This window comes from Methylobacterium gnaphalii, assembly GCF_007992215.1.
GTDB classification, from domain to species: domain Bacteria; phylum Pseudomonadota; class Alphaproteobacteria; order Rhizobiales; family Beijerinckiaceae; genus Methylobacterium; species Methylobacterium gnaphalii.
The window spans coordinates 108,442-130,009 of the sequence record NZ_BJZV01000004.1 but is presented as its reverse complement, the minus strand read 5'-3'; the positions used below and the strand labels follow the sequence as shown (position 1 = coordinate 130,009).

General features: G+C 66.0%; 20 protein-coding genes and 1 tRNA gene. 15 read left to right on the top strand and 6 right to left on the bottom strand.

What is annotated here, in order from left to right:
- Positions 1-180 precede the first annotated feature (180 nt).
- Positions 181-1,986 (bottom strand): translation elongation factor 4, encoded by a 1,806-nt coding sequence (lepA, locus tag MGN01_RS04980; RefSeq protein ID WP_147045643.1) that lies wholly within the window; start codon positions 1,984-1,986, stop codon positions 181-183.
- A 139-nt stretch (positions 1,987-2,125) separates the two neighbouring features.
- Entirely contained in the window at positions 2,126-2,938 is an 813-nt protein-coding gene (locus MGN01_RS04975) for a HugZ family pyridoxamine 5'-phosphate oxidase (protein WP_147045481.1), read from the bottom strand.
- Between the two features lie 266 nt (positions 2,939-3,204).
- On the opposite strand from MGN01_RS04975, the gene MGN01_RS04970 reads away from it, so the two are divergent.
- From MGN01_RS04970 to MGN01_RS04945, 6 genes are all read left to right on the top strand, one after another.
- On the top strand, positions 3,205-3,915 hold the full coding sequence (locus MGN01_RS04970) for a response regulator transcription factor (RefSeq protein ID WP_147045480.1): 711 nt from the start codon (positions 3,205-3,207) through the stop codon (positions 3,913-3,915).
- 32 nt (positions 3,916-3,947) lie between these two features.
- Positions 3,948-5,801: a sensor histidine kinase gene (locus MGN01_RS04965; protein WP_147045479.1), complete on the top strand. Its 1,854-nt coding sequence runs from the start codon at positions 3,948-3,950 to the stop codon at positions 5,799-5,801.
- Complete coding sequence (locus MGN01_RS04960; protein ID WP_147045478.1) at positions 5,798-6,325, top strand: HPr kinase/phosphorylase; 528 nt, start codon at positions 5,798-5,800, stop codon at positions 6,323-6,325. Before MGN01_RS04965 ends, MGN01_RS04960 begins: the two co-directional genes overlap by 4 nt.
- Positions 6,326-6,449: 124 nt before the next feature.
- Positions 6,450-6,851 (top strand): PTS sugar transporter subunit IIA, encoded by a 402-nt coding sequence (locus tag MGN01_RS04955; protein ID WP_147045477.1) that lies wholly within the window; start codon positions 6,450-6,452, stop codon positions 6,849-6,851.
- 147 nt (positions 6,852-6,998) lie between these two features.
- A complete protein-coding gene (locus MGN01_RS04950) occupies positions 6,999-7,319 on the top strand; it encodes an HPr family phosphocarrier protein (protein WP_147045476.1) in 321 nt (106 codons plus the stop codon).
- 137 nt (positions 7,320-7,456) lie between these two features.
- Positions 7,457-8,683, top strand: a complete 1,227-nt coding sequence (locus MGN01_RS04945; protein WP_147045475.1) for an acyl-CoA dehydrogenase family protein — start codon at positions 7,457-7,459, stop codon at positions 8,681-8,683.
- 9 nt (positions 8,684-8,692) lie between these two features.
- Here the strand turns inward: MGN01_RS04945 and MGN01_RS24545 are convergent, their stop codons facing one another.
- Positions 8,693-8,887 carry a DUF2735 domain-containing protein gene (locus MGN01_RS24545; protein ID WP_147045474.1) on the bottom strand — a complete coding sequence of 65 codons (195 nt, stop codon included), beginning with the start codon at positions 8,885-8,887 and terminating at the stop codon, positions 8,693-8,695.
- A gap of 369 nt (positions 8,888-9,256) precedes the next feature.
- Here MGN01_RS24545 and MGN01_RS04935 point away from each other — a divergent pair, with 369 nt between their 5' ends.
- The 7 genes from MGN01_RS04935 (at position 9,257) to MGN01_RS04905 (ending at position 17,068) form a co-directional block, all read left to right on the top strand.
- Positions 9,257-10,165, top strand: coding sequence for a DUF3108 domain-containing protein (locus MGN01_RS04935; RefSeq protein ID WP_147045642.1), 909 nt, complete (start codon positions 9,257-9,259; stop codon positions 10,163-10,165).
- 208 nt (positions 10,166-10,373) lie between these two features.
- Positions 10,374-10,697 carry a hypothetical protein gene (locus MGN01_RS04930; RefSeq protein WP_238258320.1) on the top strand — a complete coding sequence of 108 codons (324 nt, stop codon included), beginning with the start codon at positions 10,374-10,376 and terminating at the stop codon, positions 10,695-10,697.
- A gap of 80 nt (positions 10,698-10,777) precedes the next feature.
- Positions 10,778-14,029, top strand: coding sequence for a helicase-related protein (locus tag MGN01_RS04925; protein ID WP_147045473.1), 3,252 nt, complete (start codon positions 10,778-10,780; stop codon positions 14,027-14,029).
- A gap of 42 nt (positions 14,030-14,071) precedes the next feature.
- Entirely contained in the window at positions 14,072-14,362 is a 291-nt protein-coding gene (locus MGN01_RS04920) for an RNA-binding S4 domain-containing protein (protein ID WP_147045472.1), read from the top strand.
- A gap of 234 nt (positions 14,363-14,596) precedes the next feature.
- Positions 14,597-14,935: a ferredoxin FdxA gene (gene fdxA / locus MGN01_RS04915; protein ID WP_147045471.1), complete on the top strand. Its 339-nt coding sequence runs from the start codon at positions 14,597-14,599 to the stop codon at positions 14,933-14,935.
- 422 nt (positions 14,936-15,357) lie between these two features.
- On the top strand, positions 15,358-15,951 hold the full coding sequence (locus MGN01_RS04910) for a CarD family transcriptional regulator (protein ID WP_147045470.1): 594 nt from the start codon (positions 15,358-15,360) through the stop codon (positions 15,949-15,951).
- A gap of 244 nt (positions 15,952-16,195) precedes the next feature.
- Complete coding sequence (locus MGN01_RS04905) at positions 16,196-17,068, top strand: RNA polymerase factor sigma-32 (protein WP_147045469.1); 873 nt, start codon at positions 16,196-16,198, stop codon at positions 17,066-17,068.
- Positions 17,069-17,159: 91 nt separating this feature from the next.
- Here the strand turns inward: MGN01_RS04905 and MGN01_RS04900 are convergent, their stop codons facing one another.
- Entirely contained in the window at positions 17,160-18,149 is a 990-nt protein-coding gene (locus MGN01_RS04900) for a LysR family transcriptional regulator (protein ID WP_147045468.1), read from the bottom strand.
- 416 nt (positions 18,150-18,565) lie between these two features.
- Here MGN01_RS04900 and MGN01_RS04895 point away from each other — a divergent pair, with 416 nt between their 5' ends.
- Together MGN01_RS04895 and MGN01_RS04890 are read left to right on the top strand one after the other, a co-directional pair.
- On the top strand, positions 18,566-19,315 hold the full coding sequence (locus MGN01_RS04895; protein ID WP_147045467.1) for a 4'-phosphopantetheinyl transferase family protein: 750 nt from the start codon (positions 18,566-18,568) through the stop codon (positions 19,313-19,315).
- Between the two features lie 94 nt (positions 19,316-19,409).
- A tRNA-Pro gene (locus tag MGN01_RS04890) sits at positions 19,410-19,486 on the top strand.
- Between the two features lie 227 nt (positions 19,487-19,713).
- Here the strand turns inward: MGN01_RS04890 and MGN01_RS04885 are convergent.
- Positions 19,714-21,114: an NAD(P)(+) transhydrogenase (Re/Si-specific) subunit beta gene (locus MGN01_RS04885; RefSeq protein ID WP_147045466.1), complete on the bottom strand. Its 1,401-nt coding sequence runs from the start codon at positions 21,112-21,114 to the stop codon at positions 19,714-19,716.
- A 4-nt stretch (positions 21,115-21,118) separates the two neighbouring features.
- Positions 21,119-21,568, bottom strand: coding sequence for a proton-translocating transhydrogenase family protein (locus tag MGN01_RS04880; protein WP_147045465.1), 450 nt, complete (start codon positions 21,566-21,568; stop codon positions 21,119-21,121).

Here is a 21,568-nt window from a genome sequence, read left to right as displayed (position 1 = left end):
AATCACCGCCATTCTGACCCGCTTGGATTACTGCAACGTCTGCCTGCCATTCGGCTGTCTGTCGAGATGCCTGCGTGTGATCGAGCGATCTGTCCAACAGTTGTACCATAGCGATCATTCGACCTCCCCGAATGGACGCACTTCGTCCCGCGCCGAGGAGGTGAGAAAGACATGTAAGTTTCAATCGTCCATCTTCAGTGCGGCGATGAAGGCTTCCTGCGGGATCTCCACGCGACCGAACTGGCGCATCTTCTTCTTGCCCTCCTTCTGCTTGTCCAGGAGCTTGCGCTTCCGGGAGATATCGCCGCCGTAGCACTTGGCGGTGACGTCCTTGGAGAGGGCCTTGATCGTCTCGCGAGCGATGATCTTGCCGCCGATCGCAGCCTGGACCGGGATCTGGAACAGGTGGCGCGGGATCAGGTCCTTCAGCTTCTCGCACATGGCGCGGCCGCGATGCTCGGCACGGGAGCGGTGGACCAGCATCGAGAGGGCGTCGACGGGCTCGGCATTGACCAGGATCGACATCTTCACGAGGTCGCCCTCGCGGTAGTCCGAGATGTGGTAGTCGAAGCTCGCGTAGCCCTTCGAGATCGACTTCAGGCGGTCGTAGAAGTCGAACACCACCTCGTTGAGCGGCAGGTCGTAGACGACCATGGCGCGCTTGCCGACGTAGTTGAGGTCGACCTGCGTGCCGCGCCGGTCCTGGCAGAGCTTGAGCACGCCGCCGAGATACTCGTCCGGCGTCAGGATCGAGGCGCGGATCCAGGGCTCCTCGATCGATTCGATCTTCATCACGTCCGGCATGTCGGCCGGGTTGTGCAGCTCCTTCGTGGTGCCGTCGGTCATCTGCAGGCGGTAGATGACCGAGGGTGCCGTCGAGATCAGGTCGAGGTTGAACTCGCGCTCCAGACGCTCCTGGATGATCTCAAGGTGCAGCAGGCCGAGGAAGCCGCAGCGGAAGCCGAAGCCGAGAGCCGCGCTCGTCTCCATCTCGTAGGAGAAGCTCGCATCGTTGAGCCTGAGCTTGCTCATGGCGCTGCGCAGGTTCTCGAACTCCGCGGCGTCGACGGGGAAGAGTCCGCAGAACACGACCGCCTGGACGTCCTTGAAGCCTGCCAGCATCTCCTTGCACTGGCGCTTGTCCTCGGTGATCGTGTCGCCGACGCGGGTGTCGGCGACCTCCTTGATCGACCCGGTGAAGAAGCCGACTTCGCCGGGGCCGAGTTCGCCGATATCCGCCATCTTCGGGCGGAACACGCCGATCCTGTCGACGCCGTGCACGGCATCGGCCCGCATCATGCGGATGTTCATGCCCTTCTTGAGCACGCCGTCGACGATGCGCACGAGCACGACGACACCGAGATAGACGTCGTACCAAGAGTCGACGAGCAGCGCCTTGAGCGGCGCGTCACGGTCGCCCTTGGGGGGCGGCAGGCGCGTGACGATCGCCTCCAGCACCGCCTCGATGTTCAGGCCGGTCTTGGCCGAGATCGGCACGGCATTCGAGGCATCGAGGCCGATCACCTCCTCGATCTGCTCCTTGACCCGGTCCGGTTCGGCGGCAGGCAGATCGACCTTGTTGAGGACCGGGACGATCTCGTGGTTGGCATCGAGCGCCTGGTAGACGTTGGCGAGCGTCTGCGCCTCGACGCCCTGCGAGGCGTCGACCACCAGCAGCGAACCCTCGCAGGCGGCCAGCGACCGGGACACTTCGTAGGCGAAGTCTACGTGGCCGGGGGTGTCCATCAGGTTGAGGACGTAATCCTTGCCGTCCTCCGCCCGGTATTCCAGGCGCACCGTCTGCGCCTTGATGGTGATGCCGCGCTCCTTCTCGATATCCATCGAGTCGAGCAGCTGCTCGCTCATGTCGCGGAGCGCCACCGTGCCGGTGGTTTGGATCAGCCGGTCGGCGAGCGTCGACTTTCCGTGGTCGATATGCGCGACGATCGAGAAGTTGCGGATGTTGTCGATGGATGAGGCGGTCATCATGGTCCCCGGCGCGAGGCGGCCCGGCGGATGGGCTGGCGGCGCACGGCAGGTCTGAAGAGGGAAACGTATGAGCCGCGGGAGATAGCAGCGGGCGGGCTCAGCGCCAAGGCGGCAGCGCAAGACGTCGAGGACAAGCTCAGCCGGGATGGCTCTCGCCGCCTGCCCGCGCTGCCTGCGCCATCGCAACGAGACTCTTGCGCAGGCTGCCCATGTCGGAGACCGGGCTCGGATAGAGCACGCGCGCCGTGCGGTCGCCGGAGATCAGGTCCATGCCCTCCGGGTCGAGGCCGGTCAGCCGCCAGCCGCCTCCCTCCTCGCCGACGCCCTGCGCGTAGAGTGCGATCGCATCGAGATGGTCCGCGTTCATGTGCTCGACGGCGCCGCGCTCACCCGCCATCACCGCTTCGGCCTGCGTCACGTCGAGCAGCAGGTCCGCCGGGGCGAGCGTCGCGGCCTTGGCGAAGCCGCCATTGAGGTGGCCAGCGATCGGCTGAAGCGCGAAGAAGCCGAAATCGGGGAAATCCGCGTAGAACTTTGCCTTCGGATGGCGGGCGAGAAAGCGCTCGCGCGCCCGCGGCTCCTCCGTGCGAACGGCACGGCCGGTCACGGTGAGCCGGGGATGGGCGAGCGGATCGCCCTTGCCGCCGGCCGAGAACAGCAGCGAGGCGCGCGGATCGGCCATCAGGTTGCGAGTATGCGCCGAGAGCCGCGACAGCAGCATCAGCGGGGTGCCGTCCACGTCGGTGGCGATGGTGACGAGCGAGGCGAAGGGGATGCCGCTCTCCGGATCGAGCGTCGCGAGGGCTCCGGAGCGGATCGTGCGCAGGAGATGCCGGCCGAGGCCGATCGCGTCGAAGCCTGCCTCGCCCGCGGGAAGCGGCCGGGCCTGCTCGCGCGGTGAGACGCCTGCCGGCTCAGACACTTGGTTGGACGGCTCGGTCTCGGACATCGTTTCTTCCCCGAGAGGCGAGCATAGCGAGGCCGCAGCACATGGCACGAGGGCGGGACGTCGCGGAGGCCTCTATACGGCCAAGCTATGAGACTCACTCGCTTTTTTCCAGCGATGGTCGTAAAGGACACAGCTCAGATGCGCGAACCGGTCCGTCCCGAAGCGGGCCGCCATCCGTATCGATGACAAGCCTGTTCAACAGGATCGGGGCCGGGGCGGCTTTTTCATGACCATCCGCCGGCGTGCCGACTAGTCAGGGAAAGCGAATGCCGACCATCGCCCTCGTCGACGACGACCGGAACATCCTCACCTCGGTTTCGATCGCGCTCGAGACCGAAGGCTACCGCATCCAGACCTATACCGACGGTGCCTCGGCGCTCGATGGGCTGAAGCACTCGCCGCCCGATCTCGCGATCTTCGACATCAAGATGCCGCGCATGGACGGGATGGAGCTTCTCAGGCGCCTGCGGCAGAAATCCGACCTTCCCGTGATCTTCCTGACCTCGAAAGACGAGGAGATCGACGAACTGTTCGGCCTCAAGATGGGCGCGGACGACTTCATCCATAAGCCGTTCTCGCAACGGCTCCTGGTCGAGCGCGTGAAGGCGGTGCTGCGCCGCTTCGCCCCGAAGGATCCGGCCAACGCCGCCAAGGCCGACGCCGAAGCCGCCGCTCGCTCCCTGGAGCGCGGCCAGCTGATGATGGACCCCGAGCGCCACACCTGCACCTGGAAGGGCGAGCCGGTGACGCTGACGGTCACCGAGTTCCTGATTCTGCAGTCGCTCGCCCAGCGCCCTGGCGTCGTGAAGAGCCGCAACGCTCTGATGGACGCAGCCTATGACGACCAGGTCTATGTCGACGACCGGACCATCGACAGCCACATCAAGCGGCTGCGCAAGAAGTTCAAGGTGACCGACACCAGCTTCGACATGATCGAGACGCTTTACGGCGTCGGCTACCGCTTCAAGGAAGCGTGAAAGCTCTCCACAGGACGAAGCGCTTCAGCGCGATGCTCGCACCCTTCTTCCGCACGTCCTCGTCCGGCGACGCCGGCTCGCGTCCGGCCGGCCGCCTCAGCACGCTCGCGGCGCTGTTCCGTCAGCCGCCGCTGAACTGGCTGAGCGACATCTGGAACGGCATCGGCCAGCGCGCCTCGTCGAGCCTGACGCGGCGCATCGTCGTCCTGAACCTCGTTGGGCTGATCGTCCTGCTGGTCGGCTTCCTCTACCTGAACCAGTTCCGGCAGGGGCTGATCCAGGCCCGCATCCAGAGCCTTCTCGTGCAGGGCGAGATCATCGCGGGCGCACTCGCCGCGCAGGCTTCCGTCGATACCGACACCATCCGCGTCGATCCCGACCGCCTGCTCCAGCTCCAGGCCGGCGAGGGCAAGGAAGGCGAGGACGACCCCTCCGCGCTGAGCTTTCCCCTGAACCCGGAAAAGGTCGCGCCGCTGCTGCGCCGTCTGGTGACGCCGACGGGCCATCGCGCCCGCGTCTATGACCAGGAGGGCGGTCTGCTGTTCGACACGCGCTCCCTCTCGACGCGGGGCGATGCCGGACGACCCGATCCGACGCCGCGCCACAAGCGCAACTTCCTCGAACGCAGCTGGGACTTCCTGCAGATCCGCATCCTCGGCCTGATGCTCGGCGACCGCACCGGGACGACCGAGGAGGTCGGCCCGCAGAACGGCCGCAGCCTCAAGGAGGTCGAGGCGGCCCTGTCCGGTTCACGCGGCACCATCGTGCGCCGGAACGAGCTCGGCGAGACCGTGGTCTCGGTGGCCGTGCCGATCCAGCGCACCGGCGGCGTGCGCGGCGCCCTGATGGTCTCGACTCAAGGCGACGACATCGACCGGGTCATCGCTTCAGAGCGTTTCGGCCTGCTCCAGGTGTTTCTCGTGGCCGCCGCGGTGATGCTGGTGCTCTCGATCCTGCTCGCGGGCGCCATCGCCGGGCCGGTGCGCCGCCTCGCCGACGCGGCCGAGAAGGTGCGCATGGGCATCAAGTCACGCCAGGAAATTCCTGACTTCACCAGCCGTACCGACGAGATCGGGCATCTCTCCGGCACGCTGCGCGAGATGACCCAGGCGCTCTACCGCCGCATCGACGCCATCGAGAGCTTCGCGGCCGACGTCAGCCACGAGTTGAAGAACCCGCTGACCTCGCTGCGCAGCGCCGTCGAAACCCTGCCGCTGGCCAAGTCCGACGAGTCGCGCGGGCGGCTCCTGGAGATCATCCAGCACGACGTGAAGCGCCTGGATCGCCTGATCAGCGACATCTCCGACGCCTCGCGCCTCGATGCCGAACTCGCCCGCGCCGAAGCGCGGCGGGTCGACCTCAAGAAGCTGCTCACCACCGTCGTCTCGGTGGCGAACGAGCGCCGGCGCGCGGGCGCAGCGATCATCAAGTTCGACCTGGAGAAGCCGCCGAGCGAGATCGACGATCCGTTCCGCATCGTCGGCCATGACAGCCGCCTCGGCCAGGTCGTGAACAACCTCCTCGACAATGCGCGCTCGTTCTCGCCGCCCGGTGCAGCGGTGCGGGTCGCCCTGCGTCGCTCGGCCAAGGAGATCGAGTTCATCGTCGAGGACGAGGGCCCGGGTATTCCTGAGCATGCCCTGGAGCGCATCTTCGAGCGCTTCTACACCGACCGGCCGGAGCAGGGCTTCGGTCAGAATTCCGGGCTCGGCCTGTCGATCTCGCGCCAGATCATCCAGGCGCATCGCGGCACCATCCGTGCCGAGAACCGACCCGGTCCCGCCGACGAGGACGGCCAGCCAACGGTACGCGGCGCCCGCTTCACGGTCCGGCTGCCGCCAGCCTCGCGCGCCGATCTGTTCGGACCTGACGAGAAAGCGGCGTGAGCGGGAGCAGGCAGGACACGGCCTCCGGGCTCACCTGCCATGCCACCTGCCTCGTCCTCGGCGAGGATGGCGTCCTGATCCGGGGACCCGCCGGTTCCGGGAAATCTTCGCTCTGCCTCAAGCTTCTGGACCATGCCGACATGGTGGGCCGGCATGCGCGGCTGGTGGCGGACGATCGGGTTCGGCTCACCGTGCGGCACGGCCGGATCGTCGCCCGCCCGCACCCGGCCATCGCCGGCCTGATCGAGCTACGGGGTCTCGGCATCCGGCGCGTGGCCGACATCGCGCCAGCCGCCGTGATTCGGCTCGTCGTCGATCTGGTGGAGGAGTGCCCGCGCCTGCCGGAGGATGCGGCCGAGCCTGCGACGATTCTCGGGATCTGCCTGCCTTCTCTGCGGCTTGAACCCCGTCAGCCTCGCGCATACGTGATTCGACAGGCGCTTACTGCAATGCGGCAAGACGCGATCGTGTCTCCACGGTCGCACTCGGCTGCTGCGTGGGCTGCCGACGATCGCAACGTATAGCGCGGGCAGGGCCATCATGTATGGTGATGCCGTGAGAATGGGCGAAACGTCTCAAATGGCTCGCGCTTTATCTGGCGCTGCACAACTCGGCGACGCCGCTCGAACGGTGTCGGAAAGCGCTTCCATGATCGGAATGGTGCTCGTGACTCACGGCCTGCTGGCGACCGAGTTCAAGGCCGCGCTCGAGCACGTGGTCGGCCCCCAGGAGCAGGTCGAGACGATCACGATCGGCCCCGAGGACGACATGGAGCTGCGCCGTCGCGACATCATGGACGCGGTCTGCCGTGTAAATTCCGGAGCTGGCGTCGTGGTGCTCACCGATATGTTCGGCGGCACGCCCTCCAACCTTGCCTTGTCCTGTATGAACGGCGGCCAAGTCGAGGTGGTCGCCGGGATCAACCTGCCGATGCTGATCAAGCTCGCCAGCGTGCGCGACGAGGAGAGCTTGAGCGACGCGGTGCTCCATGCCCAGGAAGCCGGCCGCAAATACATCAATGTCGCCTCGCGCGTCCTGGCCGGAAAATAGCCGGCCGCCCGGTTTCGAGCCTTCCACGATCAGCCCTTCGTCCTTTCGGTCGCCGTTCAGCTTGAGCGCTCTATCTGCGCTCGGGCCTCCCGTCCTCGTGCGAGGCGCTTTTCCGATCCGGCCGCTTCCTAGGACGACGCCACGGCGATGAGCGACAGTTTCAGCACCGACGACGCGGCGCCGGACGTTCCCGAGGGCGGTTTTGTCCGATCGATGCCGATCATCAACAGGCGCGGTCTGCATGCGCGCGCCTCGGCGAAGTTCGTGCAGATGGTCGAGCGCTTCTCCTCCACCGTCACCGTCACACGCGCCGGGGAGACAGTCGGCGGTCGCTCGATCATGGGGCTGCTGACACTGGGTGCCGCGCAGGGCACCTCGATCTACGTCACGGCCATCGGTGAGGATGCCGAAGCCGCGCTCGATGCGATCGAAGAATTGCTCGCGACCCGGTTCGGCGAAGACGAATAGGCCGCCGATTCGGGTCAACCTGATCCAGGCATTGGCAATTCTGCGGCCGCAACCGTCGGCGGGCGAGCGGGTTATAGCCCGAGCACGGCCGCACTTCTTGCAAGGCCTCGCGTCACGCGATTGCACTCGGAGCCCTGATGCCGAAGCAGGACCGCCACCAGCCCCGGCCGCCCGAGTTGCTCTCACCCTGGAGAAACGAGACCCGCGTCCGGCTGCAGCGCGAGGCCCGCGCCTTCGCCCGCGACGTAGTGATGCCGATCGCCGACGAGCTCGATCCGCAGAAGGGTGAAATGCCCCGATCGCTCATCGACGCGATGGCGGAGAAGGGCTGGTTCGGCATCACCATCCCCGCCGAGTACGGCGGCATGGGTCTCGGGGTCTTCGAGTACTGCCTGATCTCGGAAGAATTGTCCCGCGCTTGGCTCTCAGTCGGCTCGATCCTCGCCCGTGGCCAGGGCCTCGGCACGCAGACGCTCGACGAGGACCGCAAGCGGGAATTGCTGCGCAAATCTTCCCGCGGCGAGTGGATCGGCTCGATCTCGCTCTCGGAGCCGACGGCCGGATCGGATCTCGCAGGCGTGCAGACCCGGGCGGTGCGCGAGGGCGATGAGTGGGTCATCACCGGCACCAAGCGCTGGGCCGGCTTCGCCAAGGCCGCCGACTTCATCGAGGTTCTGGCCCGCACCCGCGATCCGGGGCCTGGCGAGCCCCGTTCGGCCGGGCTGGAGCCGTTCCTCGTCATCAAGCAACCCGGCACCTTCCCCGACGGCATCAAGGGCACGGTGATCGACAAGATTGGCTATCACGGCTTCCTGACCTTCGAGCTGGAACTCGACGGCGTGCGCGTGCCGGAGAGCGACCGGCTCACCGGCCTCTACGGTGACGAGGGCGCGGATGCCGACTCCGGCGGCTTCGCGGCCGTGCAGCGCGGGCTCAACATCGCCCGCGTCCACACCGCCGCGCGAGCCGTGGGGGTCGCCCGCGCCGCCGTCGAGGACACTCAAGCCTACCTGCAGGAACGAGAGCAGTTCGGTCATCCGATCGGCGACTTCCAGGCGCTGCGCTTTGCACTGGCCGACATGGCGGCAGAGGTCGCGCAGGCCCGCGCCTTCTGGCAGCAGGCCGCGCATCTGCTCGATGAGGGAGAGCCGGCCGAGAGCGGCTGCGCCATGGTGAAGCTGCTCGCCACGGAGATGGCGGTGAAGGTCACCAACCAGGCCATGCAACTCCACGGCGGCAATGGCTACACCACCGAGCGGCGCGTGGAGCGCTATTGGCGCGATGCGCGACTGACGACGATTTTCGAGGGAACGAGCGAAATCCAGCGCCGCATCATCAGCGACAGGATGCTGCCGAAGGCGTGAGCGTAGAGCTCAGGACTTGCGGGCACGATCCTCTTCGATGGCTGCATCGTGGTACGAGGCGCTTCCGAAATCACAGAATGTGAGGCGTGATGGCATCAGCTCGACTACCGGCGCCGCCTGATCACGCCTGACCGGCTGGCTCGATTGAGCACGCGGTACGAACTGGTAAATCCGGGCCGATCCCTGCTGGCTGCTCACGGACATCGCGCTGCCTCTGCTTGTGCGATCCTGCGATTACTGATCTTCAATTCGATCTTCGTATCAGACGTTTCAAGTCGCTAACATCATCTTATCGATAAAAAGGCGTCGAATGCTTTCAATATGTGCATGCTGATTTTCGGATCATTCGTGAGCAACTGCAGCACGAATGCCGAAACTTTGGACGCGCCAAAAACACAGGCACGGGAGCCATAGGGCCGAACAGTGGCGAGACGCTTTTCGCGAGTGTGGTGTCGCGGCGACTTCACGTCGGAGAACCGTCTGTTAACCATGAGGCTGGACGATGGATCCGTAATGATGCGTGCAGCGCCGGCATCGGTCGCGCGCTGTTCTGAGGACATCCCAGTCGTGACCATGTGCGCCCTGCCCGCTCCGCGCGCCGCTCTCATCTCCGCCGCCCTCCTGTGCGGTCTCGCCGGCGGCAGCGCCGAGGCTCGCCCGCGGGCAGCGAAGGCCCCACCCGGTGGAACGGGCGTCGTGGTCGATTACGGCGTGAACCTTGCTGGCTTCCCGATCGGCACCGCGCAGCTCTCCGGCGCCTTCCAGGGCAGCCGCTACAGCATGGACGTCTCGGCCCAGCTCACCGGCCTCGTCGGCGCCGTGACCGGCGGCCAGGGCTCGGCCCGCGCCTCGGGCGCCATGGCCGACAAGCCGCTGCCGAACGCCTTCTCGATCGCGACGCGAACCACGAATTCGGGCATCGCCGTGCGCATGTCGCTTGCCAACGGCAACGTCTCGCGCGCCGAGGTCATTCCGCCGCTGCCCGACATGGGCGACCGCGTGCCGGTGACGGCCGCCGCCAAGCGCGGCATCGTCGATCCCGCCAGCGCCCTGCTGATGCCTGCGCACGGCCGAGGTGAGCTCACCGATCCGGCCAATTGCAACCGCACCCTGCCGATCTTCGACGGCGCCACCCGCTTCAACGTCGTGCTGAGCTATGCCGAGACCCGCCAGGTCGAGAAGCCCGGCTACAGTGGTCCGGTCCTGGTCTGCAACGCCCGCTACGTGGCGATCGGTGGACACCGCCCGGACCGCCCCGGCGTGAAGTTCATGGAAGACAACCGCGACATGTCGGTCTGGCTCGCGCCGGTGGAAGGCTCACGCGTGCTCGTGCCGATGCGCATCTCCGTGCGCACGACAGTTGGCACCAACATCATCGAGGCGACCCGCTGGACCCGCTCCGGCGCCCCGACCGGCACTGCCGGCCGCACGCAGGCTGCGCCCGAAGGGGCGATGGTTCAGGCGAGCCTTGCCGGTCAGTGATCGACACATCCTCGGTGCTGCGCCCCTGACGGCGCTGCCCGGCGGCATCCTCTCGCGCTCGTCCATCGTTGCGAATTGAGAAGAGGACGGCAAGGCGGCTAGATGGGACGAAGGGCCATCACGTAGTCTTGCGTCTGGCAGCCCCGTCGTTCGAGGTTGTGCCGGAGCATTTAGCCGCATCTTCACGATTGCCGGGTGTGATGGGTTCATGCACCGGATCGCCCTCTTCGTCGCCACCTCGCTCCTCGCCAGCCCTGCAGCAGCGGGCGAGCTGTCGGCCGGCGCGCGTGATTGCGGCGGCGACGCCTTTTCCTCTGCCCAAGTCATCGAGCATCGCCGGCCCCGCCGGGGGCCGCTGACGGCGGTGCCGGACACGCTCTGCGCCGACGTCACGCCGCAGCAGCCTTCGGTGAGGGTCGACATCTACGCAAACCCGGTCATCGCGCCGCAGGTTGGTCCTGAGCAGCGATCGACCCCATATGATACTCGGCAGCCGCTCGTCGGAGGCCCGCCGCAGCCGCGATATCGTTAGAGGTTTCGCCGGCTACGGTTTCGCCGGCGCGGCCTGGACGCGCATCGACGTCCCCCGTCGAAGGGACTGCCGACTACAGGATGAATTTTCACTCGCTCTCCCCGCAGGCGCGCTCCCGCGGCGCCACGGCGGTGCTTGGCCCGACGAATACCGGCAAGACGCATCTCGCCATCGAGCGGATGCTCGCGCATCCGACCGGCATGATTGGGCTGCCGCTGCGGTTGCTCGCCCGTGAGGTCTACCTGCGCGTCGTCGCGCGGGTCGGCGCGGAGAAGGTCGCCCTCGTCACGGGCGAGGAGAAGATCAAGCCGGATCGGCCGCGCTACTGGATCTGCACCATCGAGGCGATGCCACGCGATCTCGACGTGGCCTTCGTCGCCATCGACGAGATCCAGCTCGCCGCCGACATGGACCGCGGTCACGTCTTCACCGACCGCCTGCTCTATCGGCGCGGGCGCGAGGAGACGCTGCTGATCGGCTCCTCAACCATGCAGCCGCTGGTGCAGTCGCTGATCCCAGGCATCCACGTCACTACGCGCCCGCGCCTGTCGACCCTGAGCTTCGCCGGCGAGAAGAAGATCTCGCGCCTGCCGCGCCGTACCGCGATCGTCGCCTTCTCGGCCGAGGAGGTCTACGCCATCGCCGAGCTGATCCGGCGCCAGCGCGGGGGTGCAGCGGTGGTGCTTGGCGCTCTCTCGCCCCGTACGCGCAACGCACAAGTCGAACTCTACCAATCCGGCGAGGTCGACTATCTCGTGGCGACCGACGCCGTTGGCATGGGCCTCAACCTCGACGTCGACCATGTCGCCTTCGCGGCCACCTGGAAATACGACGGCACCCGCTTCCGGAAGCTGACCGCCGCCGAGATGGGACAGATCGCGGGACGCGCGGGACGCCACCTCTCCGACGGCACCTTCGGTTCGACGGGACGCTGCAAGCCGTTCGAGCCCGAGATGGTCGAGGCGCTGGAGAACCACCAGTTCGATCCCGTGCGCATCCTGCAATGGCGCAACCCGGATCTGAGCTTCTCGTCGCTGGAGGCCCTGCAGCGGAGCCTGGACGAGCACCCGCACGAGGGGGGCCTGACCCGCGCGCCGATCGGCGAGGACCAGGCGTCCTTCGAGATCTTGTCACGCGAGGACGACATCCGCGATCTCGCCCAGGGCAAGGTGGCGGTGCAGCGGCTCTGGGATACCTGCGGGGTGCCCGATTATCGCAAGGTCCACCCGCAGACCCATGCGGACCTCGTCGCCCAGCTCTACCGTTTCCTCATGCGCGGCATGGCCGGCCGCATCCCGAATGACTGGTTCGCCAAGCACGTCGCGATGATTGATCGTACGGATGGCGACATCGATACACTCTCCCAGCGGATCGCGCAGGGGCGCACATGGACCTTCGTCGCGAACCGCCCCGACTGGCTCGTCGACCCCCTGCATTGGCAGGGCGAGACGCGTCGGGTAGAGGACAGGCTGTCGGATGCCCTGCACGAGCGCCTCGCGAGCCGCTTCGTCGACCGGCGGACCAGCGTCCTGATGCGGCGCTTACGAGAGAACGCGATGCTCGAAGCTGAGATCACTCCCGGCGGTGACGTCACCGTCGAGGGTCAACATGTCGGCCACCTCCACGGCTTTCAGTTCGTCCCCGATGCGAAAGCGGAGGGCCACGAGGCCAAAACCCTGCGCAGTGCCGCCGAGAAGGCACTGGGCGGCGAGATCGAAGCCAGGGCCGAACGTTTCTCGGCGGCTGCCGATTCCGCGCTGGTGCTCTCGCATGATGGCATCGTGCGCTGGACGGGCGACCCCGTCGCCAAGCTCACCCCCGGCGACAAGCTATTCGAGCCGGGCCTGCGCCTCATCGCCGACGAGGGCCTGACCGGCTCGCACCGCGAAAAGGTCGAGGGCCGCCTCACCGCTTGGCTGAAGGCCTATGTCGTGCGCTTGCTCGGCCCGTTGATGGAGATCGAGTCGGCTGCCGATCTCACCGGCCTGTCGCGCGGTATCGGCTATCAGGTCGTCGAATCCCTCGGCGTGCTGGAGCGGGCCAAGGTCGCTCACGAGATGCGCACGCTGGATCAGGATGGCCGGGCCAACCTGCGCCGCCACGGCATCCGCTTCGGTGCCTATCACATCTTCCTGCCGGCCCTGCTGAAGCCAGCGCCGCGCACCCTCGCCGCCCAGCTCTGGGCGCTGCGCAACGGCGGCCTCGACCAGCGCGGGCTCGACGAGATCGCGCATCTCGCGGGTTCGGGCCGCACTTCGATCAAGGTCGACCCCGAGATTGCCAAGGGTCTCTACCGTGCCGCCGGCTTCCGCGTCTGCGGCGAGCGGGCCGTGCGCGTCGATATCCTGGAACGCCTGGCCGACCTGATCCGTCCTGCCATTGCCTATCGCCCCGGCACGACGCCCGGCGAGCCGCCGGCCGGCACCGCCGACGGCGACGGCTTCACCGCGACGGTCAATATGACCTCGCTGGTCGGCTGCTCGGGCGAGGATTTCGCCTCGATCCTGAAATCGCTCGGATACGTCTCCGAAACGCGTGAAGGTCCGCCCATCACGGTTGCACTGGTCCCGGCCGCCGCCACCGCACCGGCCGTCCCGGCGCAGCAGAGCGCCATCACGGAGGCTGCCGCCTCCGGCGAGGCCGAGGCTACCAGCAGCGAATCCACGGAGCCCTCCGAGGCAACTGAAGAGGCTGCCGCGGCGTCCGAACCTGCCTTCGCCGAGGCCCCGACCGTCGAGCCCGCTGCCGAAACGGATGTACAGGCGGCACCGACGGCCGCCGAGCCCGAGCCCCAGGCTGAATCGACGGACGCGGAGCCGGCCGAGGCGCCTGTGGCGGCTGCCGAGCCGGCAACTGTGCTTGCCGAGGTGCAGGCTGCCCCCCCCGAGCCGGAGGCGTCAGACGAGACCACTGCTTCCGGCACACCGGTCGAGGATGCAGCCGAGCCGGCCCCTGTCGAGACCACCGAAATCTGGCGTCTCCACCGCCATCAGCGCCCCGCCGGCCAGCGGCCGAACCGTGGCCCACGCGGCGGCGATGCACGCCGGGGCGAGCCGAGATCCGGTGAGCCCCGCCAGGACGGAGGACGCCGCGATGGCGGCAGCCGCCGCGGCGGCGAGCGCCCCGACGGTGGACGCGAGCGCTTCGAGGGCGGCCAGCGCCGCGACCAGCGCGGCAGGCCGGACCGGCGCCCCGATCAGGCCCGCGACGAGGCCCGCAAGGCCGAGGCTCGTCCACCGCGCCGCGAACGGCAGCCCGATCCGGACTCGCCCTTCGCCAAGCTCGCCGCTCTCAAAGCGCAGCTCGAATCGGGCGATGGCGGCAAGAACTGAGGCAACGAGGATCGGAGCGGCCGTCATGGTGCAAGGTCTCGCTTGAACCCCGGTCGCCAGCGCCTCGACAAGTGGCTCTGGTTCGCGCGCTTCGCCAAGACGCGTTCTCTAGCCGCGCGCCTCGTCACAGAGGGGCACGTGCGGCTCAACGGTAAGCGGGCTGAGGCCCCAGCGAAGGGCCTTGCCGTCGGCGACGTTCTCACGGTCGCCGCAGCGCACGGCACGGTGCTTGTCAGGGTACGCGATCTAGGCGAGCGCCGTGGCCCCGCGCCGGAGGCTCGTCTGCTCTACGAGGACGTTAATCCCCCGCTGGAGGAATCGACGTCTTCCTGAGCGAACCGTTCATCGGCATGGCGGCGGCGCGACACCCTGCCGCCGACCAGCGTCGCGCAGTCCACATCGGCTTGTCAGTCCCGAAGGCAGGGTCTAAGGCGCACGGAAGCGTGCAGGCACCTCGAAACCCTGTACGTCACGGAACGGGAAACCGACGCTCGACGGACCACAGCAGGTTCGTCATTACACGCGGCAGGACAGGCCCGAGAAAGCGTACCGAGGACCAAGCAGCCCATGACCTACGTCGTCACCGACAACTGCATCAAGTGCAAGTACATGGACTGCGTCGAGGTGTGCCCGGTGGACTGCTTCTACGAGGGCGAGAACATGCTCGTCATCCATCCGGATGAGTGCATCGATTGCGGCGTCTGCGAGCCGGAATGCCCGGCCGAGGCGATCAAGCCGGATACCGAGCCGGGTCTTGAGAGCTGGCTGACGCTCAACGCGAACTATTCCAAGAGCTGGCCCAACATCACCCAGAAGAAGGACGCCCCTGCCGACGCCAAGGAGTGGGACGGGGTGGCCAACAAGTTCGAAGCACACTTCTCCGCCAATGCTGGCTCCGGCGACTGAGAGCCGCAGTCACTCGGGGAAGCAGCCTCTCGCTGGACAAGATTGAGGCAGCCGGCAGAGATGCCATGGGGACCGCCAGAAGGGCGTACCGCTTGTGCGGAGCCTTTGTCACGCCACGACAATCCTTTGATTCGAAGCCCGGATTGTGGTAGACATAAGTCTGCCGTCGCTCTCGCTTGACGTGCTCCCTCCGCCGCCTCCTTGCGGTTCCAGCTTTGGACAGAGGTTGCATGTGATCGCCTACGGAAAGCCACCTCGCTTTCCGTGGCGGATCAGTCTTTGCTTGATCGTGTGGCAGGCCTGGGAGCCGGCGGGAGCAAGGGACGCTCCGGTCGGTCGAGTGGTATGAGCCGGGTCTCCCAACCCGGAAGTGACCTTGCGCGGACACGCTTCCGCGCGCGATGATCTGGAGCCCTTCTCGCATGACCACAGCCAAGAAGACGACGACCACCGGCCGTCAGGGCTTCAAGACCGGCGAGGCTGTCGTGTATCCCGCCCATGGCGTGGGTCGCATCACCGCGATCGAAGAGCAAGAGATCGCTGGCTACAAGCTCGAACTGTTCGTCGTTTCCTTCGAGAAGGACAAGATGGTCCTGCGCGTTCCCACCGCGAAGGCCAACAGCGTCGGCATGCGCAAGCTCGCCGAGCCGGACCTGGTCAAGAAGGCACTCGACGTGTTGACCGGCCGCGCCCGCGTGAAGCGTACCATGTGGTCGCGCCGCGCCCAGGAATACGAGGCGAAGATCAATTCCGGCGACCTGATCTCGGTGACCGAGGTGGTACGCGACCTGTACCGTTCTGAGGCGCAGCCTGAGCAGTCCTACAGCGAGCGCCAGCTCTACGAGGCCGCGCTCGACCGGATCGTCCGCGAGATCTCCTCGGTGAACAAGATCACCGAGACCGAGGCGCTGAAGCTCATCGAGCAGAGTCTTGCCAAGTCGCCACGCCGCGCCAAGGCCGATGCCGAGACCGACGGCGAGGCCGATAGCGACGACGTGCAGGAGGAGGCAGCCTGATCGGCACCTTCTCCTCGTTAAGACGACCTTCAAACCCGGCGTATTTGCGCCGGGTTTTTTGTTTTGGCCCTCCTTTCGGATGGCTTGAAAATCTGTTGGCCCGTTCCACCTTGCAGCGCGAAAAATGCGGAACAACGTTGGGCGCAAACGTGTTGTGGTTACGCCCAGCAGAGTCCGCGCGACACGGTCAGCCGTTGCCGTACCCTTGCTGCCATAAGACTTGCACCAGAAAGGCACGACGGGGATGGCGGAAATCGCAGGGATTCGGCGTCAGTTCATTCGGACCGCGATGGAGGCGCCATTTCTTGCGAGGGACGAAGAACGTGGCCTCGCCGTCAGCTGGAAGGACAAGGGCGACGAACGTGCTCTGCATCGCCTGATCTCAGCCCATATGCGCCTCGTCATCGCGCTCGCCGGTCGCTTCCGCCACTATGGCCTGCCGATGGCCGATCTCGTCCAAGAGGGTCATGTCGGTCTCATGGAAGCCGCAGCCCGGTTCGAGCCGGAGCGGGAAGTCCGCTTCTCCACCTATGCCACTTGGTGGATCCGCGCTTCGATCCAGGACTACATCCTGCGCAACTGGTCGATCGTGCGCGGCGGGACCAGTTCGGCCCAGAAGGCCCTGTTCTTCAACCTGCGCCGTCTGCGCGCTCGCCTCATGCAATCCACTGAGGAGCAGGTCGGCTCCGAAATTCACAGCCGCATCGCCACGGCGATTGGCGTCTCGACCCAGGACGTCGCCCTGATGGATGCACGCCTGTCGGGACCCGACATGTCGCTCAACGCCCCGGTCGGCGAGGAGAGCGAGGCCTCCTCCGAGCGGATGGACTTCCTCGTCGACGGCGCCGCCCTGCCGGACGAGACGGTCACCGCCACGGTCGACGGCGAGCGCCGGTTGAACTGGCTCAAGCAAGCCCTCACGGTGCTGTCCGAACGTGAACTGCGCATCCTGCGTGAGCGCCGTCTCGCCGAGGATCAAGCGACGCTGGAGGCTCTCGGGCACCGCCTCGGCATTTCGAAGGAGCGCGTACGGCAGATCGAGAACCGCGCTTTAGAGAAGCTCCGCCGCGCGCTGGCAGACCGTTTTCCGAATTCAGCGAACAACATCTACGCCTGATACCAAGCTGGCGCGGGCGGACAGACGGCAGAGCACCAACAGCTCCGCTGCCTTTTCCTTTAGAGCGTCATTTTCCTTCGAGCAGGACCGGTCAGGACCGGACCGCGAACATGGGCTGCGGCGCGTGGTCCTTACGGGACTCGTCGGCGTAGGTCTCAGGGACCGGGGTGCCGCGGGCAACGGCGACCAGGATCGCATTGAGGCGCCGCGTAGCGAAATCGATGAAGCTGCGGGCCTTCGCTGGCAAGAGCCGGGAGGTGGTCACGATATAGACAGGCGTAGGCGGCAGCCACCAATCCGGTAGAACGCGCTCCAGCTTGCCAGAGTTCAGATCACGCTCAACGTTGATCATGTTCGCCGCAGTGATGCCTTGGCCCGACACGGCGAACTGCCGCGCAAGACTCAGGCTGTTGCAGGAGACCGGCCCGGTCACCGCGACGGTCGCCGTCTCGCTGCCGCGGGTTAGCACCCATTTGGCACTGGTTCCCTGCGCCGGGAGGATCACACGGTGTTGGGGAAGCTGCTGCGGATGCTCCGGCCGCCCGTGGGCGAGCATGTACGACCGTGAGGCGAACAGCGCGTTCTCGAGATCACCGACCTTGCGTACGATCAGGGACGTCTCGCGCGGCTCTTCAATGGCAATGGCGAGATCGTAATTGTCGCCCACGAGATCAACGGGCGGCGGCCTGAGATCCACGTGGACGTGGATGTTCTCATGCTCGTGGGAGAATTCCGAGATGATGCCTGAGAGATGCCGCAGAACCCAAAAGTCCGGGGGAACAGCGATCTTCAGCAACCCGCTCGGTCCCTTGGCCTGCGCCACCATGTCGTCGAAGGTACGCTGAGCCTCTTCGACCAATCGGGTGGCCTGGTTGAGGTAGGCTTCTCCGTAAGAGGTCAGAACAAGTTTTCTCGTTGTCCTGTCAAGAAGACGCAAACCAATCGCCGATTCGAATAATGTTATTCGGCGCGACAACGATGATATAGGCATCCCGAGAGCCGCAGCAGCCTGACTAAAGCTTTTGCGTTTAGCGACCTCCACAAATAACGCCATATCTCTCAGGACTTGCGGATGTGGCATGATGGAATCTGCTCGATGTCTACGGGCTTAGTTGGGTTCGAGTGTAGCGGTCGCCTCAATCCTGAGGATATTATTTCAAAAGAAGATACTGCTTAGCAATCAACGCTAGGTGGCACGGTCGGTACGATACCGTTCATGGAATCATATTTCCGTCCGCGCAACGAAATCGCTAGAAATCATCGTAAATTGCGCGAAAGCCGAGGCTGCACGTTGTTGTGAGCGCCAAAACGGCGACGATCGTTTGCGCCAGTGGCAACTCTCCGCACTGCCGAATTCACGGCCCAGTTGCCCCTTGTCCGACTGCTGATCGGGAGCGAGCCCTACATGAGGCTCGGCGTTGATCGGGCCTAAAGCATGCCTGAATACGGAAGACGCCCCTCACATCTCCATTCAACTTTGGACGAAGGTAGCTCGTGATGACAGTGACGAGCTGGCCCATCGCCGAGCCGGGCCCTCTTCGGGAGCCTACGGTCTGGCGTATCGATCTCACGCTCGACGAGATATGGCGCCACGCCTGCCTAGCCGCGCTCTCGGAGGATGAGCGCGCTCGCGCCGCACGGTTTCTGCGCCTGGAAGATCGCGACCGCTACGCGGCCAGCCACGCGGCGCTGCGCCACATCCTGGCCGGGGCGCTCGGCACTGACCCGGGCCTGCTCCGCTTCCGTTCAGGTGCCGCCGGCAAGCCGGAACTCGACGGCCCCTGGCGGGACCGGCTGGCATTCAACCTGTCGCATTCCGGGCGCATCGGCCTGATCGGCCTGTCGCCGGCTGGGCGGATCGGTGTCGACGTCGAGCTGACACGGCCGCTCTCGGACTGCCTAGGCCTTGCCCGTAGTCATTTCTCGCGTGCCGAGATTGCGGCACTAGAAGCCCAGCCGCCGGCCGATCGCCAGGCTGCCTTCTACGCCTGCTGGACGCGCAAGGAGGCCTTCGTGAAGGCCTTGGGCGCGGGGTTGTCTTTTCCGCTCAACCGCTTCGTCGTCGCGGTCCCGCCGGAGCCCGCCGCGCTGGTATCGCTCGACGGCTCCGCACAGGCAGCACGAGGCTGGAGCCTTCAGCATCTCGATCCTGCGCCAGACCATGTCGGCGCCGTCGCGATCCAAGGCGAAGGACCAGCCTGCCTGCTGAGAAGCCTCGACGCGGACTGGTCCACCAACCTGGCGTGAGCCCGGAAAACCTTTTCCCAATGCGCTTGCGGGGGCCACGCCCCCCAGCTATAAGCCCGCTCGCTGGCTGAAAGCAGAGCTTTCAACCGTGCTTCGGAGTGTAGCGCAGTCTGGTAGCGCACCACGTTCGGGACGTGGGGGTCGCAGGTTCAAATCCTGCCACTCCGACCAAGATATCAAACATTTAGGCCGATGCCCGAACATCTGGCCCTCCGTTTCAACCCGCATTCTGTATCAGCCGAAAGCGTGCCTCCTATGGGGCCGTTCGGCGCGCTTCGTAGGCGCGACAGGCTGAAGCATGACGCAAACAAAAGCCCCGAGGCCGGTATGGGCCTCGGGGCTTTTGTTTGGAGCGGGAGGCTCAGCCCGGACTCGAAATCCCGGGCCGAGCCAGCGGATCACATCGCCTTGAGGATCGAGTCGACCATCTTCTTGGCATCGCCGAACAGCATCGTGGTGTTCTGGCGGAAGAACAGCTCGTTCTCGACGCCGGCATAGCCGGATCCCATGCCGCGCTTCAGGAACAGCACCTGCTTGGCGTTCTCCACGTCGAGCACAGGCATGCCGTAGATCGCCGAGGTTTTATCGGTCTTCGCCGCCGGGTTGGTGACGTCGTTGGCACCGATGACGAAGGCGACGTCCGCGTCACGGAACTCGCTGTTGATGTCCTCGAGTTCGAAGACCTCGTCGTAGGGCACGTTGGCCTCGGCAAGCAGCACATTCATGTGGCCCGGCATGCGGCCCGCGACCGGGTGGATCGCGTACTTCACCTCGATGCCTTCCTTCTTAAGCAGGTCGGCCATCTCACGCAGCGAGTGCTGCGCCTGGGCGACGGCCATGCCGTAGCCCGGGACGATGATGACGCGCTCGGCGTTCTTCATCAGGTAGGCGGCGTCGTCCGCCGAACCCTGCCTGACCGGACGCTGCTCCTGGGTGCCACCCGCGCCGCCGCCGGCGGTCTCGCCGCCGAAGCCGCCCAGGATGACCGAGAAGAACGACCGGTTCATCGCGTGGCACATGATGTAGGACAGGATCGCACCCGACGAGCCCACCAGTGAGCCGGTGATGATCAGGGCGAGGTTGCCCAGGGTGAAGCCGATGCCGGCCGCGGCCCAGCCCGAGTACGAGTTGAGCATCGAGATGACGACGGGCATGTCCGCGCCGCCGATCGGGATGATCAGCAGGCCGCCGAGCGCCAGCGATATCAGCACGATCAGCCAGAACACCGCCTTGCTCTCGCCGCCGATGAACACGGCAAGCAGCACCACCAGGAGCGCAGCCAGACCGATGTTGATCAGGTGACGCTGCGGCAGGATGATCGGCTTGCCGGACATGCGGCCCGACAGCTTGGCGAAAGCGATGACTGAGCCCGTGAAAGTGATCGCGCCGATCGCGACGCCGAGGCCCATCTCAAATAGCGACTGCCGATGAATATGGCCGTTTTCGACGATGCCGAAGGCCTGCGGAGCGTAGAGCGCGCCGGCCGCAACGAAGACCGCAGCCATACCGACCAGAGAGTGGAAGGCGGCGACGAGCTCCGGCATGGCCGTCATCGGCACGCGCTTGGCGATCACGGCACCGATGCCGCCGCCGATGGCGAGGCCGAGCAGCACCAGGAGCCAGGCACTTCCGCCGGCGGGCGGATGGCCGATCAGCGTGGTGAGCACGGCAATCGCCATGCCCGCCATGCCGTAATAGTTGCCCTGACGAGAGGTCGTCGGGTGCGAGAGCCCCCGCAGCGCCATGATGAACATGACGCCGGCGACGATGTAGAGAAGCGAGGAGATATTCTCAGACATCGGCTCAGGCTTTCTTCTTGTACATGCTGAGCATGCGCTGAGTGACGAGGAAGCCGCCGAAGATATTCACGCTGGCGAGCACGATTCCGATGAAGCCGAAGGCACGGGCCCAGCCGGTGCCTTGCTCGACCAGCGGCACGCCGACGGCGAGCAGCGCGCCGACGATGATGACCGACGAGATCGCGTTGGTGACCGACATCAGCGGCGTGTGCAGCGCCGGGGTCACCGACCAGACCACGTAGTAGCCAACGAAGATCGCGAGAACGAAGATCGCGAGGCGGAACACGGTTGGGTCGACCGCGCCGTGCGTGATGGCTGCAGCACCGTGGCCGAGGCCGTCGGCGATGCTCTGGGCGTAATCGGCATTCTGCCGGGCAATGTCGGCAGCCGCGCGAGCGGCAGCAGCAGCGGCTTGGGCCTGGTCGGCCGCCGCACCCGAGGGAAGAGTAGCCAT

What these genes read in the sequence shown, in the direction of transcription:
- MGN01_RS04955 (WP_147045477.1), top strand. Translation starts at nt 6,450, where the DNA reads ATGATCGGAATGGTGCTCGTGACTCACGGCCTGCTGGCGACCGAGTTC.
- MGN01_RS04950 (WP_147045476.1), top strand. Translation starts at nt 6,999, where the DNA reads ATGAGCGACAGTTTCAGCACCGACGACGCGGCGCCGGACGTTCCCGAG.
- MGN01_RS04925 (WP_147045473.1), top strand. Translation starts at nt 10,778, where the DNA reads ATGAATTTTCACTCGCTCTCCCCGCAGGCGCGCTCCCGCGGCGCCACG.
- fdxA (WP_147045471.1), top strand. Translation starts at nt 14,597, where the DNA reads ATGACCTACGTCGTCACCGACAACTGCATCAAGTGCAAGTACATGGAC.
- MGN01_RS04975 (WP_147045481.1), bottom strand. Translation starts at nt 2,938, where the DNA reads ATGTCCGAGACCGAGCCGTCCAACCAAGTGTCTGAGCCGGCAGGCGTC.
- lepA (WP_147045643.1), bottom strand. Translation starts at nt 1,986, where the DNA reads ATGACCGCCTCATCCATCGACAACATCCGCAACTTCTCGATCGTCGCG.
- MGN01_RS04965 (WP_147045479.1), top strand. Translation starts at nt 3,948, where the DNA reads ATGCTCGCACCCTTCTTCCGCACGTCCTCGTCCGGCGACGCCGGCTCG.
- MGN01_RS04880 (WP_147045465.1), bottom strand. Translation starts at nt 21,568, where the DNA reads ATGGCTACTCTTCCCTCGGGTGCGGCGGCCGACCAGGCCCAAGCCGCT.
- MGN01_RS04905 (WP_147045469.1), top strand. Translation starts at nt 16,196, where the DNA reads ATGGCGGAAATCGCAGGGATTCGGCGTCAGTTCATTCGGACCGCGATG.
- MGN01_RS04910 (WP_147045470.1), top strand. Translation starts at nt 15,358, where the DNA reads ATGACCACAGCCAAGAAGACGACGACCACCGGCCGTCAGGGCTTCAAG.
- MGN01_RS04930 (WP_238258320.1), top strand. Translation starts at nt 10,374, where the DNA reads ATGCACCGGATCGCCCTCTTCGTCGCCACCTCGCTCCTCGCCAGCCCT.
- MGN01_RS24545 (WP_147045474.1), bottom strand. Translation starts at nt 8,887, where the DNA reads ATGTCCGTGAGCAGCCAGCAGGGATCGGCCCGGATTTACCAGTTCGTA.
- MGN01_RS04885 (WP_147045466.1), bottom strand. Translation starts at nt 21,114, where the DNA reads ATGTCTGAGAATATCTCCTCGCTTCTCTACATCGTCGCCGGCGTCATG.
- MGN01_RS04900 (WP_147045468.1), bottom strand. Translation starts at nt 18,149, where the DNA reads ATGCCACATCCGCAAGTCCTGAGAGATATGGCGTTATTTGTGGAGGTC.
- MGN01_RS04935 (WP_147045642.1), top strand. Translation starts at nt 9,257, where the DNA reads ATGTGCGCCCTGCCCGCTCCGCGCGCCGCTCTCATCTCCGCCGCCCTC.
- MGN01_RS04945 (WP_147045475.1), top strand. Translation starts at nt 7,457, where the DNA reads ATGCCGAAGCAGGACCGCCACCAGCCCCGGCCGCCCGAGTTGCTCTCA.
- MGN01_RS04970 (WP_147045480.1), top strand. Translation starts at nt 3,205, where the DNA reads ATGCCGACCATCGCCCTCGTCGACGACGACCGGAACATCCTCACCTCG.
- MGN01_RS04895 (WP_147045467.1), top strand. Translation starts at nt 18,566, where the DNA reads ATGACAGTGACGAGCTGGCCCATCGCCGAGCCGGGCCCTCTTCGGGAG.